Genomic DNA, 16,154 nt, shown 5'->3' with positions numbered 1-16,154 from the left:
CCCATGCGTTTGATCAGGCTTTCACGGAGCCGTAACGCGCAGCCAGTCCGTCCACAGCCTGGCTGAAATCCCGAATCGTTTCTTCAATGATCTGGCGTACCGTTTTTACGGAATCAATACGCCCGCAAACCTGACCGGTCAGCGGAACGGCCGCCTCCATGTCGCCGCCAAAGTAGAGTTGCTGCACGCCGGCGAATTCGCTTTTGATGCTCTCCGGCACCTGCTCTTCGATCCGGGATGTGCGTGCCGTGCGCAGGGCTCGCAGCGCTGGACCATTGCCGCCGCGATTGAGGAAAACGGTGTCCGTCTCGCGGGCATCGACAACGGCGTTCTTCCAGTTGTCGTGAACGGGTGACTCTACCGACGACAACATGCGCGTGCCCATCTGGATCCCTTCGGCACCCATGGCGAAGGCCGCCGCCATGGTGGCACCGTCACAGAAGCCGCCGGCGGCGATAACCGGGACATCGACCTTCGAGCAGACCAGCGGCAGCAACACCATTGAGGCGACGTCACGCTGATTCTTGAACCCGCCGCCCTCGCTGCCTTCCACGATCAGGCCATCCACGCCGGCAGCAACCGCCTTAAGCGCGCCGGCCAGCATAGGCACCACATGGAAAACCGTCAGGCCGGCGGCCTTCAGTTCGGCGCAATAGCGTGCCGGGTCGCCGGCGGATGTGGTCACGAAGCGGATTCCCTCATCGACAACGAATTGCACGATGGCCGGGTCGCGCACATAAGTCAGGGCAATGTTGACGCCGAACGGCTTGTCGGTCAGTTCGCGCATCTTGCGGATCTCGCCACGGATGGTGTCCAGTTCTCCGGATGAGGTCTCGATGATGCCCATGCCACCTGCATTGGAGACTGCCGCGGCAAGCTGGGCCCGGGCGATCCATCCCATGGGGGCCTGGACGATAGGATGCTGGACGCCAAGCATCCTTGTCACGCGATTGTTGATGGTCATGCCTCTTTGTCTCCGTTCGGTATCCCGTGATCGTTGTTTTGGCATTCTATTTCGCAACGCCGACTCAATGCAACTGGTTGCATATTCATGGGGCCCCGCCGGTCGGTCGATCGATCGATCGGTCGATCGGCAAGTACAAGCTCTTTTAGATCGCGTGCTGAAATTGTTCAGATCAAAGGCGAATGATCCATGGCACTCTGCGCTGATAACGCTCGCCGTCACAAAACGGCCCGTTGCGCACCCAGCACAAATTCCCGATTGCTCAGCTTGAGGAGTGTCCAATGGAAGAAATCGACCGCCGGCGCCTGACGCAACGCATCCTGACCCGGATCGGCGCAATGCTGATCGCGCTGACCGTAGCCGCCTGTGCTGGCACCGGGACGCCCACCGCCGGCCCGACAGTTGCACCACAGGCGGGCGCAACAAGCGCAACTAGCGCAACTAGCGCGGCGGCCGCCGCGGATCCGTTGCCCTCCTGGCAGGACGGCCCCGCCAAGCAGTCGATCCTGAAGTTCGTGGCCAGCGTGACCCGCGAAGGCGCTCCCACCTATGTGCCGCTATCGGAGCGCATTGCCACGTTCGACAACGACGGCACGCTCTGGAGCGAACAGCCGCTCTACTTCCAGTTCCTGTTCCTGCTCGACCAGGTGAAGCAGGCAGCCCCAAAACACCCTGAATGGAAGAACAGCCCAGCCCTCAAGGCGCTGGTGGCGAATGACCATGCCGCGCTGGCCAAGTACCAGAAGGAACTACTGGGGCTGATCGCCACGGCAAATAGCGGGATGACGGTGGAAGCCTACGACGAGACCATTCGCACGTGGCTGGCATCGGCGAAGCATCCCAAGTTCCAGCGCCCTTTCACCGAGCTGGTCTATCAGCCGCAGCTTGAGTTGCTGGCCTATCTGCGTGCCAATGGCTTCAAGACCTACATCGTTTCCGGGGGCACCATCGAGTTCATGCGGCCGTGGGTAGAAAAGGTGTATGGCATCCCGCCGGAACAAGTGATCGGCTCCAGCCAGGTCGTGAAGTATCAATTGCTGAATGGCCAGCCTGCCCTCGTGCGCCAGCCAAAACTGGATTTCATCGACGATGGCCCGGGCAAGCCGGTCGGCATCTACCGTGGCATCGGCCGCCGGCCCATCCTGGCTTTTGGTAATTCCGACGGCGATTTGCAAATGCTGCAGTACGTCGCGGCAGGGCCCGGTGCCCGTCTGGCGCTGCTGGTGCATCACGACGATGCCGATCGCGAGTTCGCCTATGACCGCCAGTCCAAGGTCGGCAAGCTGGACAAGGCCTGGGACGAGGCAGTCGCCAAGGGATGGACGGTCGTGAGCATGAAGCAGGACTGGAGGCAGGTGTATCCGCCCGCGCAACGGTGATTTAAAGACGCGAATCACAGCTTCGCTGTCTTGCATTCGCTGCGAGGCGCAACGTCACCCTAGACGGGCGCGGCAATGTTCGTCGCGTCTGGCGCGATGCATGCGGACGTTGGACCAGTGGTCTGTCTTGCGAAGTGCCCGATCTGCGCGACCGCGGCATCTGACTCCCGCAGCACGCCAGAGGCCATCGAATTGCTGGGCCAGCGTCACGCGCACGGGCCCGGCCTGACAGGCCGGGCCCGCAACCAAGACCGCTTCAGTGCCCGGCTCCGGCCTGCGCGGCCTCAATCGACTCCATCACCACGCGGCGCGCGTCAAACTCCTCCGCGATCTTCTGGTCCTGCGCGAACTGCGCCTCGACATCGACATTGGCGAACTCGATCGCGCCCATGTCGGCAAACGCGGCCTGCACGCGCGGGCTCCACAGGCCGATATCCTTGACAGTCGGCACGATCCGGCTGAACAGCCGCTGGCGGAATTGCCGCATGGTCTCGGACTCCCGCACGGCCTTGGCGCACTCTTCTTCCGGCAGGCCAAGGCGGCTCCAGACTTCCTTCTGGTCGAAGCGATCGCGCATCAGGTAGCAGGCCTCGATCACGAAGTCTTCGCGCTCTTTGCGCTCGGCCTCCGTCAGCTGCGGATAATAGCCGCGCAGCGCAGTACGGCCGAAGGCAACGTGGCGCGCTTCGTCCTGCATCACGTAGGCATTGATCGACGCCGCCAGCGGATTCTTGGAGAAGTCGCGAATGCGCTGGAAAGCGGCCAGTGCCAGGCCTTCCACCAGCACCTGCATGCCGAGGTAGCAGAAGTCCCAGCGCGAGTCGGTCAGGATGGTTTCAAGCAGCGATTTCAACCCGGACGTGATCGGGTAGATGATCCCGACCTTTTCGTGCAGCAGGCGCGAATAGGCTTCCACGTGCCGTGCTTCGTCCATGGTCTGCGTGGCGGCATAGAACTTGGCGTCCATCTCCGGCACCATCTGCACGATGCGCGCAGACACCATCAGCGCGCCCTGTTCGCCATGCAGGAACTGCGACAACGAATGCGCCTGCTGGTGGCGGCGCACGTCGATGCGGTCGTGCTTGCCCATCTTCTCCCATAGCGGCGTGCCGTAGATAGGGATCATCCTGTCATCGAGTTCCTGTGGGTTCTCAGGGTCGAGCTCCTGCGACCAGTCGATCCGGTCCGTGGCGTTCCATTGCTGTTTCTTGCTGGTCTCGTAGAGCTGCAGCAGCTTGGAATTCTCGTTGTCGTACTCCCAGTTGAACTCGGTGGAAACCTGGCTGCCGATCGACCAGCCTGTCTGGACCACCGGCAACGTGTAACGATGAAGGGATGACATGCAATCTCCTTTGGCGCTCATGGGTTTTGACCGTTCTCCCCGCCTGTTTTGCTTACCCTAGCCGGTGGTGGGATCGGTCTTGAATTTGCTTTTGCTTCCGGCTATAAACAGAATCATAATTCTCTTTCTTGTTATTTCAAGGGTCCGGCACAGGGCCCGCAGAAGCCAGGAGACATTGATGCAGTTCCACAATCTGACTGTCGCGCAGATCACTCGGGAGACCGAAGACGCCCGTTCCTTCGCGCTCTTGATTCCCGATGCGCTGCAGCAATCCTTCGTGTATCGCGCCGGCCAGCACCTCACCTTCCGGGTAAACGTGGACGGGAAAACTCTGCTACGCAGCTATTCGCTCTCCAGCTCGCCCGAGGCAGGGGGCCTCCCGGTCGTCACCGTCAAGCGCATCCCCGGGGGCCGCGCGTCGGGCTGGTTCCATGCGCATGTCGACGTGGGCACGCAACTGGAGGTAAGCGCGCCGACCGGCCGGTTCGTTTGCGAGGACATCGGCGCCCCGCTCTTCTTCTGCGCGGCGGGCAGCGGCATTACGCCGGTGCTGTCGATGATCCGTTCGGCGCTGGCATCCACCAGCGCCGCAATGACGCTCTACTACGCCAATCGGGATGCCGACAGCACGATCTTCGCGGCGGAGATCGCCAGGCTGGCCCGCGACAACCCCGATCGGCTGGCCTTGCATCTGCACCACGACGACACCGATGGTTTCCCCGAACGCGGCAAGATTGCCGCCTTGCTCTCGGCGGTGCCGCACTGCCAGCTCTACCTGTGCGGCCCTGGGCCATTCATGCAGACCGTGCTGGAGGCCGCGGACATGGCCGGCATGGCGCCGGGGCGCGTGCATCTGGAGCGGTTTGACGCGGCCGCGCAGGAGGCCGAGGCGGCAAGCACGGCGCCAATGCCTGCGCACGCTTGCGACGCCACCGTAACCCTCGGCGGCGCCCTGCATGTGGTGCGGGTTGCCAGCGGCCAGTCCCTGCTGCAGGCCGCGCTGGCCTGCGGCGTGGATGCGCCCTATGCCTGCGAGGAAGGCTATTGCGGCTCGTGCGCGGCCAAGTGCGTGGATGGCGCGGTCGTCCATGCACGCAACGATGTTTTCAGTGCCGACGAACTTGCCGCCGGCTGGATCCTGACCTGCCAGGCACGCCCGCGCCAGGCGCGGCCGGTCGCCATCACTTTCGACGTATGACACCCGAAACCACGGCCCCCACTGACGTCGCGGCGCCAACACTGCGCGCGGGACTGAAACAGCCCCGCCAGGAAAGAAGCGAGGCCACGCTGAAGGCGCTGCTTGCCGCAGGCAGAGCGCTGATCAACGAGGCCGGCAGCCTGACCGGCTTCTCGCTCGCCGATCTCGTGCGGGCCGCGTCCACTTCCGTTGGTGCGTTCTATGCGCGCTTTCCGGACAAGGAGACCTTCTGCGCGTTGGTGCTGGAAGACACGCTGGCGGAACTGCGCGCCGAGCTGGACTATTCGCTGGCCACGGACCCCGCCTGGAACGCAGGGCCGGCCCACGCAATCTGCGCGCGCATCGTCGGCTTCTATATCGGCCTGTTCCGTAAGCACCGTGGCCTGTTCGCCGCGTATATGCGGCATAGCCCCGCGCAGAACGCCCTGTGGCAACCCATTCGTGAGGCCAACCGGCAGATCCTGGATGCCATGGTGCCGCGCCTGGCCAGTCGCGTCCCCGCCGGGCGCTTCGGCCGGCCGGATGAGGAGATACGCATCGCGGTCCAGCTTGTCATTAGTGCATTGACCACCATCGTGCTGCATACGCCCAGCGCCCTGGATCTGTACGATCCGCGGCAAGAGCAACGGCTCACCGAGATGCTGCACCGCTACCTTGCATTGCCAGCGGCGGGCGATGTCTCGCCTACGCCTCTGGCAGCATCAGATAGCGGCTCATCATGCGGATCAGGTGGGTTTCCAGCTTGCGTTGCTCCAGGTGCAGCGGGCCCGGATCGTTGAGCAACAGATTGGCCAGCGTGCCCACCAGGAACTGAATGGCGACGCGCACCTCGAAGTCCGCGGTACCGGCGCGTGGGGAATCGAGTTGCCTGGCCAGCAATGGCACAAGCAAATCCTGGACGCGGCGGTTGGCCTGCCGCATGGGATTGTCGCCGGCCCCGGTCGCGGAGTAATGCCGCAGGAAGCCTTTGAACAGGCCACGATTCTGGCGAAACTGGCCTACGTAGACGCGCACGATGCGCTCCACGATGGCCTTGGCCGAACCGCCTTGCCAGACCGGATCCCTGGCGATCGATTTCTTCGTGAGCGCTTCGGCCTCGTCCAGCGCTGCCTCAAGCATGATCTGGAGGAACGCCTCCTTGTCCTTGAAGCGGGCATAGAAGGCGCCGATCGACGTCTCGGCGGCCTTCACGACGTCATTCAGGGAAATGTCATCGAGGTCGCCGCGTTGCTCTGCCAGCGCACGCCCCGCCTTGATCATGTTGATCAGGTTCTGCTCGCTGCGCGGCTGGCGTGGGGGGCGCATGGCTGGCGGGGTGACGGTGACTGCGACAGGTCCCTTTGCGGCTCGCCGCGCGGGCGCGTCCTGGCGAGCGGACGCGCTGGCTGGCGTCGAGGATTTTCGGCGAATGGGCATGGAGTACAGATAGTCGATAAGCGCAAGCAATGCCGCATTATGCGGCCTTCTTACCCTTGCCCTGCCGTCTGAATTGCGATCGCACCCTGCCTGGCGTTCACCTCGCCAGCGACCCGCGCGATGCACGCGATGGCATTTTGCGCCATCGGTGACGGCGTCCGGTTGCGCAGGCTGACAACGCCCATCTCGGAGAACAGCGACGGCAGCCCCTCGATGCGCAGCGGCAGCAGCGCGCCGGCATCGAGATCGGCTTGCACCGATGTCTGCGTGGCGGCGAGAACCGTGTCGGTGGACAGCGCCACGGCCCGCAGGATGGCAATGTCATCGCACTCGAGCGCAAGCACGGTTTGCTCGCCTGCCGGCAAGCCAAGCACCCTGGCCAGCTCGGTACTCAGGACGCTTGGCAACTTGGTCGCCGCGACGCCGTACTGCCAGGCGTCGGCCACCGTGCATTGACGCCCGGCAAGCGGGTGCGCGGTGCGTACGTAGAAGAAACCGGGTTGCGTCCCCAGTGGACGGATTTCCAGTGCAGGGTCTTGCGGCAGGTCGCGCACGTCCGCGACGAAAAATTCGATGTCTTCGGCGCGCAGGCGTTCCAGCAACTGCTGCCAGTTGCTCTCTTCCACGCGCAAGGCCACTTTGGGGTAGAGGCGCCGCAATTCGGACAACGCCCGCGGCATCAGGGTCGCTGCCGGGAATGGCCCGGCGCCAAAGGCGGTGTCGCCCAGTTGGCTGTCTCGGAAAAGATCGACATCGCGCTGCAGGCACCGCGCATCGAAAAGCAGCCTGCGGGCCCGTCCGATCACGAACTCGCCGGCCGGGGTCGGCCGCACGTCGCCGACGTCACGATCAAACAGGCGGATACCAAGGTCCGCCTCGATGGCCTGGATGCTGCGGCTGAATGCAGGCTGGCTGAGGTGCACCCGCTCGGCCGCCCGCGCGAAATGCAGAACATCGGCAAGCGCCAGAACGTGGCTCAGGCGGCGAAGGTCCATCATGATGCGTTGCTCCGTACGCATTGGAACGTTGCATAGTATGCATTGGACGCATTGGCAGGGCAAGCCTACAGTCAGCCAGAGCCTTTGAGGCCAAAAAGCGAGATCGGAGACAACCCCCAAATGAGTCCGCACCTTCAGAACACCTTGATCGTGATCGCCATGCTTGGTTTTGCCTGCATGGAGTGGATCACGCGGCGCTACAAGAACAGCGTCAACGCCACCCTGGACGATACCAAGCTGGAACTAGCGATGTTCGTGAGCCTGCTCGCGATCACCCAGCCCCTGGCCTTGCTGGGGGCCGGCAAGCTCTGCGCCTGGCTGATGCCAGAGCAGCAAGGCGCGTGGGCGCACCTGCCATGGTGGGCAATGGCCGCGATCCTGCTGATTTGCGACGACATGACGCAATACTGGTGGCATCGCGTGTCGCATTCGCCATTATTATGGCCTTTGCATCGCGCGCACCACACCGCGCAGTACATGAGCATCCGCATCACGTACCGGAACAATTTTTTCTATTACCTGATGATGCCGGGCTTGTGGATTGCGGGCGTGCTGCTGTATCTGGGCTTCGCTAAAGTCTACGGCGCGTACCTGGTCGTCAAGCTGACCGTGATCCTTGGCGCGCACAGCGCATGGCGGTGGGACGAGCCCTTGTACCGGATCCGTGCACTGCGTCCGCTGATGTGGGTACTGGAACGCACGATCTCCACGCCCGCCACCCACTGGGCGCACCACGCAATGACCAACGAAGACGGCATCGGCCACTACAAGGGCAATTTCGGCAATCTGCTGTTCTTCTGGGACATCCTGTTTGGCTCGGCGCACATCACGCGCAAGTATCCCGCCAAGATTGGCTTGCAGGACGACGTGCTGTTCGGGCAGGAGCGCTGGTTCACCCAGATGTACTACCCGCTGTTCCAGTCGCGCCGGGCACACTCCGCGCTGCGCTTTGGCGGGCGGGCCTATGCGGAAACCGACACCCATTCCGATGCAGCACCGCAGATCGATAAACCGCAGAGGTCCACATGAATGTCCGCGCTCTGACAGAAGAACTGGCCGAGCCAGACATCCTGAGCGCCCGCGTGCAGACCATGTTCGCCGCGCAACAGCAAGCCTTCCTGCGTCACACCTTGCCCGATGCCGGGCAGCGGCGTGGACATTTGCGCGCTCTCAAGCATCAACTGCTGCGTTACCAGGACGTGCTTGCCGAAGCGATTTCCCAGGATTTCGGCGGGCGCTCCCTGGCCGAGACCAAGATGCTGGAAGTGCTGCCGACCACGCTGGAAATCCGCCATGCCATCGCGCATGTGCGCCGCTGGATGCGGGCGAGCCGTCGCCGGCCCGAACTGCTGTTCGCCAGCAACAGCCTGCGCGTCACCTACCAGCCCAAGGGCGTCGTCGGTGTCATCGCGACCTGGAATTTCCCGGTCTATCTCTCGCTGGGCCCGCTAGTGGCCGCACTGGCCGCTGGCAACCGCGTCATGATCAAGATGCCGGAGACAACGCCAGCCACCAACGCCACGCTCAAGGCCATGCTTGGTGAGATCTTCGCCGAAGATCACGTTGCATTGATCGGCGGCGAGCTGCAAAACCCTGGCGTCTTTAGCGACCTGCCCTTCAACCATCTCGTTTTCACCGGCTCGCCGGCGGTAGGCCGTGTCGTCATGGGCCAGGCGGCGCGCAATCTCACGCCGGTCACGCTCGAGCTTGGCGGCAAGTCGCCTGCCATCGTGTTGCGCGACTATCCCGTTGGCGAGGCCGCCCGGCGCATCGCGCACGGCAAGGGCATCAACTGTGGACAGGTTTGCGTGGCGCCCGATTACGCGCTGGTGCCGCGCGAACGCGTGGACGAATTCGTCAAGGCGGTGATCGCGGGTTTCGGCGAGCTGTTCGGCGAGCGGACCGGGCACAACCCCGATTACACGGCGCTGGCCACCGATCGCCACGCGGCGCGCATCCAGGCCATGCTGGACGACGCGCGCGCCAAGGGCGCGACAGTGGTGGCCTGCGGCAAAGTCGGTCCCGGCCGTCGCTTGCCATTGCACGTCGTGACAAACTGCACACCCGACATGCTGCTGATGCGCGAGGAGATCTTTGGCCCCATCCTGCCAGTGCTGCCGTACGACTCGCACGAGCAGGCCATTGCCATGGTGCAGCAACGCTCGCGTCCGCTCGCCCTGTACTGCTTCAGCCACGATGCGGCCGAGCGCAAGAAGCTGCTTGCACGCACGCATTCTGGCGGCGTCACCATCAATGACTGGGCCTGGCACGTGGTCAACCATGACGCACCCTTTGGCGGCGTGGGTAACTCAGGCATGGGCAACTATCACGGCGAAGAGGGGTTTCGCGAACTTTCGCATGCACGCACCGTGTTCAAGCGGCACCGGTTCTTTCCCATCGGGCTGTTCTATCCGCCCTACGGCAATCTGGCGCAGCGCCTGACGATGAAGCTGTTTGTCGGCCAGGGCGATGTGGCGGTAAAGAAGCCGTTCTGAAGCCCTTCTAAATCCGCCGCCGTAAAAGCAAAACCCCCCAGTACTTTCGTACTGGGGGGTTTCAAGGGAGAGCCTGGCGATTACCTACTTTCACACGGGTATCCGCACTATCATCGGCGTGGAGTCGTTTCACGGTCCTGTTCGGGATGGGAAGGGGTGGTTCCAACTCGCTATGGTCACCAGGCATAAACGGTGGCCGCGTTGAGATGTGCTCAACGCAGCGAATAGGGATGTAGTAGGGGTTGTGCGTATCGGCCAAGCTGCTCGTTTGCTGCGGCAGCGGCACGCGACACTCACACCAGGTAGAAACACACTGGTTATAGGATCAAGCCTTACGGGCAATTAGTACTGGTTAGCTTAACGCATTACTGCGCTTCCACACCCAGCCTATCAACGTCCTGGTCTCGAACGACCCTTCAAGGAGCTCAAGGCTCCAGGGAATCCTCATCTTCAGGCGAGTTTCCCGCTTAGATGCTTTCAGCGGTTATCTCTTCCGTACATAGCTACCCTGCGATGCCTCTGGCGAGACAACAGGTACACCAGCGGTACGTCCACTCCGGTCCTCTCGTACTAGGAGCAGCCCCCGTCAAGATTCCAACGCCCACGGCAGATAGGGACCAAACTGTCTCACGACGTTTTAAACCCAGCTCACGTACCTCTTTAAATGGCGAACAGCCATACCCTTGGGACCGGCTACAGCCCCAGGATGAGATGAGCCGACATCGAGGTGCCAAACACCGCCGTCGATATGAACTCTTGGGCGGTATCAGCCTGTTATCCCCAGAGTACCTTTTATCCGTTGAGCGATGGCCCTTCCATTCAGAACCACCGGATCACTATGTCCTGCTTTCGCACCTGCTCGACTTGTCGGTCTCGCAGTTAAGCACGCTTTTGCCATTGCACTTTAGGTACGATGTCCGACCGTACCAAGCGTACCTTCGAACTCCTCCGTTACACTTTGGGAGGAGACCGCCCCAGTCAAACTGCCTACCATGCACTGTCCCCGACCCGGATTCACGGGCCAAGGTTAGAACCTCAAACAAACCAGGGTGGTATTTCAAGGACGGCTCCACGCAGACTAGCGTCCACGCTTCAAAGCCTCCCACCTATCCTACACAGATCGGTTCAAAGTCCAATGCAAAGCTACAGTAAAGGTTCATGGGGTCTTTCCGTCTAGCCGCGGGAGATTGCATCATCACAAACACTTCAACTTCGCTGAGTCTCGGGAGGAGACAGTGTGGCCATCGTTACGCCATTCGTGCAGGTCGGAACTTACCCGACAAGGAATTTCGCTACCTTAGGACCGTTATAGTTACGGCCGCCGTTTACCGGGACTTCAATCAAGAGCTTGCACCCCATCATTTAATCTTCCGGCACCGGGCAGGCGTCACACCCTATACGTCCACTTTCGTGTTTGCAGAGTGCTGTGTTTTTATTAAACAGTCGCAGCCACCATTTTATTGCAACCCCTTCACCCTCCTGGCGCAGGCCAGTCAAGCTACAAGGGCGTACCTTATCCCGAAGTTACGGTACCAATTTGCCGAGTTCCTTCTCCCGAGTTCTCTCAAGCGCCTTAGAATACTCATCTCGCCCACCTGTGTCGGTTTGCGGTACGGTCTCGTATGACTGAAGCTTAGAGGCTTTTCTTGGAACCACTTCCAATTGCTTCGCAGCACTAGGCCGCTCGCCCCACATCCTTTGAATTCCGCGCCCGGATTTGCCTAAGCGCCTTCTCCAATGCAGGGACCGGGACTTCCAACACCCGGACAACCTTCCGCGATCCGTCCCCCCATCGCATCATACGACGGTGCAGGAATATTAACCTGCTTCCCATCAGCTACGCATCTCTGCCTCGCCTTAGGGGCCGACTCACCCTACGCCGATGAACGTTGCGTAGGAAACCTTGGGCTTACGGCGAGGGGGCTTTTCACCCCCTTTATCGCTACTCATGTCAGCATTCGCACTTCTGATACCTCCAGCATCCTTTACAAGACACCTTCACAGGCTTACAGAACGCTCTCCTACCATGCGTGCACTCCTTTAAATCCACTTCACTTGCCTCCCAACGATCTCTGTTGGGCGCTTTGTCGATGCTGCGCATCGACAAGCAAGGTGCACTTAAAGGAATGCACGCATCCGCAGCTTCGGTGACTGGCTTAGCCCCGTTACATCTTCCGCGCAGGACGACTCGATCAGTGAGCTATTACGCTTTCTTTAAAGGATGGCTGCTTCTAAGCCAACCTCCTGACTGTTTTAGCCTTCCCACTTCGTTTCCCACTTAGCCAATCTTAGGGACCTTAGCTGGCGGTCTGGGTTGTTTCCCTCTTGACACCGGACGTTAGCACCCGATGTCTGTCTCCCGTGATTGCACTCTTCGGTATTCGGAGTTTGCTATGGCGGGGTAATCAGCAATAGACCCCCCAACCATGACAGTGCTCTACCCCCGAAGGTGAGACACGAGGCACTACCTAAATAGTTTTCGGAGAGAACCAGCTATTTCCAGACTTGTTTAGCCTTTCACCCCTATCCACAGCTCATCCCCTAACTTTTCAACGTTAGTGGGTTCGGTCCTCCAGTACGTGTTACCGCACCTTCAACCTGGCCATGGATAGATCGTCTGGTTTCGGGTCTACACCCAGCGACTGAACGCCCTATTCGGACTCGCTTTCGCTACGCCTTCCCTAATCGGTTAAGCTTGCCACTGAATGTAAGTCGCTGACCCATTATACAAAAGGTACGCCGTCACCCGTTTCCAGGCTCCGACTGTTTGTATGCATGCGGTTTCAGGATCTATTTCACTCCCCTCCCGGGGTTCTTTTCGCCTTTCCCTCACGGTACTGGTTCACTATCGGTCGATCACGAGTATTTAGCCTTGGAGGATGGTCCCCCCATCTTCAGACAGGATTTCACGTGTCCCGCCCTACTTGTCGTACACCTAGTTCCACAACGCTGTTTTCGCATACAGGGCTATCACCTGCTATGGCCGGGCTTTCCATCCCGTTCTGCTAACAATGCTGCTAAAGAGTACAAGGCTCTTCCCATTTCGTTCGCCACTACTCTGGGAATCTCGGTTGATTTCTGTTCCTGCAGCTACTTAGATGTTTCAGTTCGCCGCGTTCGCTTCCCTGACCTATGTATTCAGTCAGGGATGACCCATTCGGGCCGGGTTTCCCCATTCGGACATCTCCGGATCAAAGCTTGTTTGCCAGCTCCCCGAAGCTTTTCGCAGGCTACCGCGTCCTTCATCGCCTGTGATCGCCAAGGCATCCACCACATGCACTTGTTCGCTTGACCCTATAACGAGTGTGTCTCAAACTTGCGTTCAAGCCGTGCTCGCTACAGGATGAGTTCTCGCATTTGTGCCGTATTCCAAGTCATCTTTCGATCACTTAAATACATTTTGGTTGATACAATCACAACCCGGTATCGTGTTTTACTGCAGCGTCTCATCAACGCTCACGACACCTTTACTACATCCCATATTTTTAAAGAACAGCCGACTGAGACTGGGTCTCCGGTCGTCTTGGCAAAGCCAAATGCAAGCGCTCAATGCTAAGCGCTTGCATTTGACCATGCTACGCAAGACACGCACTGCGCATCCTGGCTCTAACAACTAACAAACCGATAAGTGTGAACGCTCGACTTGAGATGCACGCTCTGAAAGGAGGTGATCCAGCCGCACCTTCCGATACGGCTACCTTGTTACGACTTCACCCCAGTCATGAACCCTGCCGTGGTAATCGCCCTCCTTGCGGTTAGGCTAACTACTTCTGGCAAAACCCACTCCCATGGTGTGACGGGCGGTGTGTACAAGACCCGGGAACGTATTCACCGCGGCATGCTGATCCGCGATTACTAGCGATTCCAGCTTCACGTAGTCGAGTTGCAGACTACGATCCGGACTACGATGCGTTTTCTGGGATTAGCTCCCCCTCGCGGGTTGGCAACCCTCTGTACGCACCATTGTATGACGTGTGAAGCCCTACCCATAAGGGCCATGAGGACTTGACGTCATCCCCACCTTCCTCCGGTTTGTCACCGGCAGTCTCTCTAGAGTGCTCTTGCGTAGCAACTAAAGACAAGGGTTGCGCTCGTTGCGGGACTTAACCCAACATCTCACGACACGAGCTGACGACAGCCATGCAGCACCTGTGTCCACTTTCCCTTTCGGGCACCTGATGCATCTCTGCTTCGTTAGTGGCATGTCAAGGGTAGGTAAGGTTTTTCGCGTTGCATCGAATTAATCCACATCATCCACCGCTTGTGCGGGTCCCCGTCAATTCCTTTGAGTTTTAATCTTGCGACCGTACTCCCCAGGCGGTCAACTTCACGCGTTAGCTACGTTACTGAAGAAATGAATCCCCAACAACTAGTTGACATCGTTTAGGGCGTGGACTACCAGGGTATCTAATCCTGTTTGCTCCCCACGCTTTCGTGCATGAGCGTCAGTGACGTCCCAGGGGGCTGCCTTCGCCATCGGTATTCCTCCACATCTCTACGCATTTCACTGCTACACGTGGAATTCTACCCCCCTCTGACATACTCTAGCCTTGCAGTCACAAGCGCCATTCCCAAGTTGAGCTCGGGGATTTCACGCCTGTCTTACAAAACCGCCTGCGCACGCTTTACGCCCAGTAATTCCGATTAACGCTCGCACCCTACGTATTACCGCGGCTGCTGGCACGTAGTTAGCCGGTGCTTATTCTTCCGGTACCGTCATCCCCCCGCTGTATTAGAGCAAGGGATTTCTTTCCGGACAAAAGTGCTTTACAACCCGAAGGCCTTCTTCACACACGCGGCATTGCTGGATCAGGGTTGCCCCCATTGTCCAAAATTCCCCACTGCTGCCTCCCGTAGGAGTCTGGGCCGTGTCTCAGTCCCAGTGTGGCTGATCGTCCTCTCAGACCAGCTACTGATCGTCGCCTTGGTGGGCCTTTACCCCACCAACTAGCTAATCAGACATCGGCCGCTCCTATCGCGCGAGGCCTTACGGTCCCCCGCTTTCACCCTCAGGTCGTATGCGGTATTAGCTAATCTTTCGACTAGTTATCCCCCACGACAGGGCACGTTCCGATGTATTACTCACCCGTTCGCCACTCGCCACCAGGATTGCTCCCGTGCTGCCGTTCGACTTGCATGTGTAAGGCATGCCGCCAGCGTTCAATCTGAGCCAGGATCAAACTCTTCAGTTTAATACCTGTGTGGTTCCGCGCAGTTACCTGCTGAAACCTCGCTCTTTCGAGCGGTCGCTCACTCTCAGAAAACTGACTGGCTACATCCGCGATTTGCACCCCGGACATAACCAACATGTTTTACTGTGCGAGCACTTTATAACTTGTAAGCTAAAAGACCGAAGTCTTCCGCATCCGCTATCAAGCGCCCACACTTATCGGTTGTTTGTTTGTTAAAGAACTGGTCGCGGTTCGCTTTGCTTACCGCGTCGCTGCGTTTGCTGCAGCAGAGAAACGAGACTATAAAGAATTATCTGCGTTTCATCAATACTTTTTTAATCTTTTCTTGCTCAGGCTGGATTCGCTACGCGTATTACTCACCTTTCCCACTGGCGCCGCTCCGCGAACTCCACCGCCCTGCCCGGAAGCCGAGCCTCGTGTCGCAGGGGGAGCGAATACTAGGTCGTTCGCGCAACGCTGGCAAGTTTTTTCTAAGATTTTTTGCCGCGGACTTTATCGCCGCGAGATGAAGGTCATCGCAGAGCACTTGCGGGGCACCCGCCGCCTGCCCGGCGGGCTCCGGCCAGAGCTGAACGGCGCCGATCTCCGGGCTGAACATATTGTATGCAATAATAGAATGCAATAACATGGTTTGACGCCCGCCACCAGGCCACGGCCAGGCGGATTCATTGATCTGGAGACAACATGACTTTCAGCACCCCCGGCATGACATCACAACACGTCGCCGCTCTTGAACCGATCGAGAACTACCTGCAAGCTCACATCACCGGCGATGCTGAATACATGCGCAAGGCGTTCCACCCGGATGCCAGGATCATCTCGTTTCGCGAGGGAAAGTTGCATGCCTTGACCCTCGATGAGTTTTCCGCGCGCTTCCAGGGCCAGCCCGCGGCAGACGAAGCCCAACGCAAGCGCTACATCACGCATTTCGACGTCACCGGCAACGCTGGCACTGCCAAGGTCGTGCTCGAGTATCCGGAAGTGACCTTCACGGACTATATGACGCTTCTGGAAATCGACGGCGTCTGGAAGATCGCTAACAAGACGTTCAGCGCAGCGCCGCCGAAAAGATAATCGGCCATCTGCCATCCGCCATCAGCCTTCACGCGGCGCTCCGCTGGCTTTACCCGCCGTTGGCAAAGCCAGTCCTTGTGCCATGTCAGATGTTGG

At 59.7% G+C, this 16,154-nt stretch carries 10 protein-coding genes and 3 rRNA genes; 6 read left to right on the top strand and 7 right to left on the bottom strand.

Annotation, left to right across the window (positions count from 1 at the left end):
* Window positions 1-13: 13 nt before the first annotated feature.
* Window positions 14-964: an NAD(P)H-dependent flavin oxidoreductase gene (locus F7R26_RS08810; protein ID WP_150993179.1), complete on the bottom strand. Its 951-nt coding sequence runs from the start codon at window positions 962-964 to the stop codon at window positions 14-16.
* Between the two features lie 281 nt (window positions 965-1,245).
* Here F7R26_RS08810 and F7R26_RS08805 point away from each other — a divergent pair, with 281 nt between their 5' ends.
* Entirely contained in the window at window positions 1,246-2,343 is a 1,098-nt protein-coding gene (locus tag F7R26_RS08805; RefSeq protein WP_150993181.1) for an HAD family hydrolase, read from the top strand.
* A gap of 256 nt (window positions 2,344-2,599) precedes the next feature.
* On the opposite strand, the gene F7R26_RS08800 is transcribed toward F7R26_RS08805, so the two are convergent.
* Complete coding sequence (locus F7R26_RS08800; RefSeq protein WP_150993183.1) at window positions 2,600-3,685, bottom strand: ferritin-like domain-containing protein; 1,086 nt, start codon at window positions 3,683-3,685, stop codon at window positions 2,600-2,602.
* Window positions 3,686-3,863: 178 nt separating this feature from the next.
* On the opposite strand from F7R26_RS08800, the gene F7R26_RS08795 reads away from it, so the two are divergent.
* A complete protein-coding gene (locus F7R26_RS08795; protein ID WP_150993185.1) occupies window positions 3,864-4,883 on the top strand; it encodes a ferredoxin--NADP reductase in 1,020 nt (339 codons plus the stop codon).
* A complete protein-coding gene (locus F7R26_RS08790) occupies window positions 4,880-5,662 on the top strand; it encodes a TetR/AcrR family transcriptional regulator (protein ID WP_150993187.1) in 783 nt (260 codons plus the stop codon). Before F7R26_RS08795 ends, F7R26_RS08790 begins: the two co-directional genes overlap by 4 nt.
* Here the strand turns inward: F7R26_RS08790 and F7R26_RS08785 are convergent.
* Both F7R26_RS08785 and F7R26_RS08780 read right to left on the bottom strand, forming a co-directional pair.
* Window positions 5,568-6,188 carry a TetR/AcrR family transcriptional regulator gene (locus F7R26_RS08785; RefSeq protein ID WP_150993189.1) on the bottom strand — a complete coding sequence of 207 codons (621 nt, stop codon included), beginning with the start codon at window positions 6,186-6,188 and terminating at the stop codon, window positions 5,568-5,570. The two genes, F7R26_RS08790 and F7R26_RS08785, sit on opposite strands and share 95 nt — an antisense overlap.
* A gap of 161 nt (window positions 6,189-6,349) precedes the next feature.
* Window positions 6,350-7,294, bottom strand: a complete 945-nt coding sequence (locus tag F7R26_RS08780; protein WP_150993191.1) for a LysR family transcriptional regulator — start codon at window positions 7,292-7,294, stop codon at window positions 6,350-6,352.
* Between the two features lie 123 nt (window positions 7,295-7,417).
* Between F7R26_RS08780 and F7R26_RS08775 the strand changes: the two genes are divergently transcribed.
* Window positions 7,418-8,326 carry a sterol desaturase family protein gene (locus F7R26_RS08775; RefSeq protein ID WP_150993193.1) on the top strand — a complete coding sequence of 303 codons (909 nt, stop codon included), beginning with the start codon at window positions 7,418-7,420 and terminating at the stop codon, window positions 8,324-8,326.
* Window positions 8,323-9,792: a coniferyl aldehyde dehydrogenase gene (locus tag F7R26_RS08770; protein WP_150993195.1), complete on the top strand. Its 1,470-nt coding sequence runs from the start codon at window positions 8,323-8,325 to the stop codon at window positions 9,790-9,792. Before F7R26_RS08775 ends, F7R26_RS08770 begins: the two co-directional genes overlap by 4 nt.
* A 71-nt stretch (window positions 9,793-9,863) precedes the next feature.
* On the opposite strand, the gene rrf is transcribed toward F7R26_RS08770, so the two are convergent.
* The 3 genes from rrf to F7R26_RS08755 form a co-directional block, all read right to left on the bottom strand.
* Window positions 9,864-9,976 (bottom strand): 5S ribosomal RNA (gene rrf, locus F7R26_RS08765).
* Window positions 9,977-10,113: 137 nt separating this feature from the next.
* Window positions 10,114-13,086 (bottom strand): 23S ribosomal RNA (locus F7R26_RS08760).
* A gap of 366 nt (window positions 13,087-13,452) precedes the next feature.
* Window positions 13,453-14,984, bottom strand: a 16S ribosomal RNA gene (locus F7R26_RS08755).
* Together the 16S, 23S and 5S rRNA genes form the textbook arrangement of a ribosomal RNA operon.
* 684 nt (window positions 14,985-15,668) lie before the next feature.
* On the opposite strand from F7R26_RS08755, the gene F7R26_RS08750 reads away from it, so the two are divergent.
* The gene (locus tag F7R26_RS08750; RefSeq protein WP_150993467.1) at window positions 15,669-16,058 is read left to right on the top strand and encodes a nuclear transport factor 2 family protein; all 390 of its coding nucleotides are present in this window, start codon (window positions 15,669-15,671) and stop codon (window positions 16,056-16,058) included.
* Window positions 16,059-16,154 lie beyond the last annotated feature (96 nt).

It is taken from the genome of Cupriavidus basilensis (genome assembly GCF_008801925.2).
Classification (GTDB): domain Bacteria; phylum Pseudomonadota; class Gammaproteobacteria; order Burkholderiales; family Burkholderiaceae; genus Cupriavidus; species Cupriavidus basilensis.
Note: the sequence above shows the minus strand (reverse complement) of the source record. Positions and strands in the feature narration are given on the sequence as shown.

What these genes read in the sequence shown, in the direction of transcription:
- F7R26_RS08790 (WP_150993187.1), top strand. Translation starts at nt 4,880, where the DNA reads ATGACACCCGAAACCACGGCCCCCACTGACGTCGCGGCGCCAACACTG.
- F7R26_RS08795 (WP_150993185.1), top strand. Translation starts at nt 3,864, where the DNA reads ATGCAGTTCCACAATCTGACTGTCGCGCAGATCACTCGGGAGACCGAA.
- F7R26_RS08780 (WP_150993191.1), bottom strand. Translation starts at nt 7,294, where the DNA reads ATGGACCTTCGCCGCCTGAGCCACGTTCTGGCGCTTGCCGATGTTCTG.
- F7R26_RS08785 (WP_150993189.1), bottom strand. Translation starts at nt 6,188, where the DNA reads ATGCGCCCCCCACGCCAGCCGCGCAGCGAGCAGAACCTGATCAACATG.
- F7R26_RS08770 (WP_150993195.1), top strand. Translation starts at nt 8,323, where the DNA reads ATGAATGTCCGCGCTCTGACAGAAGAACTGGCCGAGCCAGACATCCTG.
- F7R26_RS08810 (WP_150993179.1), bottom strand. Translation starts at nt 964, where the DNA reads ATGACCATCAACAATCGCGTGACAAGGATGCTTGGCGTCCAGCATCCT.
- F7R26_RS08800 (WP_150993183.1), bottom strand. Translation starts at nt 3,685, where the DNA reads ATGTCATCCCTTCATCGTTACACGTTGCCGGTGGTCCAGACAGGCTGG.
- F7R26_RS08805 (WP_150993181.1), top strand. Translation starts at nt 1,246, where the DNA reads ATGGAAGAAATCGACCGCCGGCGCCTGACGCAACGCATCCTGACCCGG.
- F7R26_RS08750 (WP_150993467.1), top strand. Translation starts at nt 15,669, where the DNA reads ATGACTTTCAGCACCCCCGGCATGACATCACAACACGTCGCCGCTCTT.
- F7R26_RS08775 (WP_150993193.1), top strand. Translation starts at nt 7,418, where the DNA reads ATGAGTCCGCACCTTCAGAACACCTTGATCGTGATCGCCATGCTTGGT.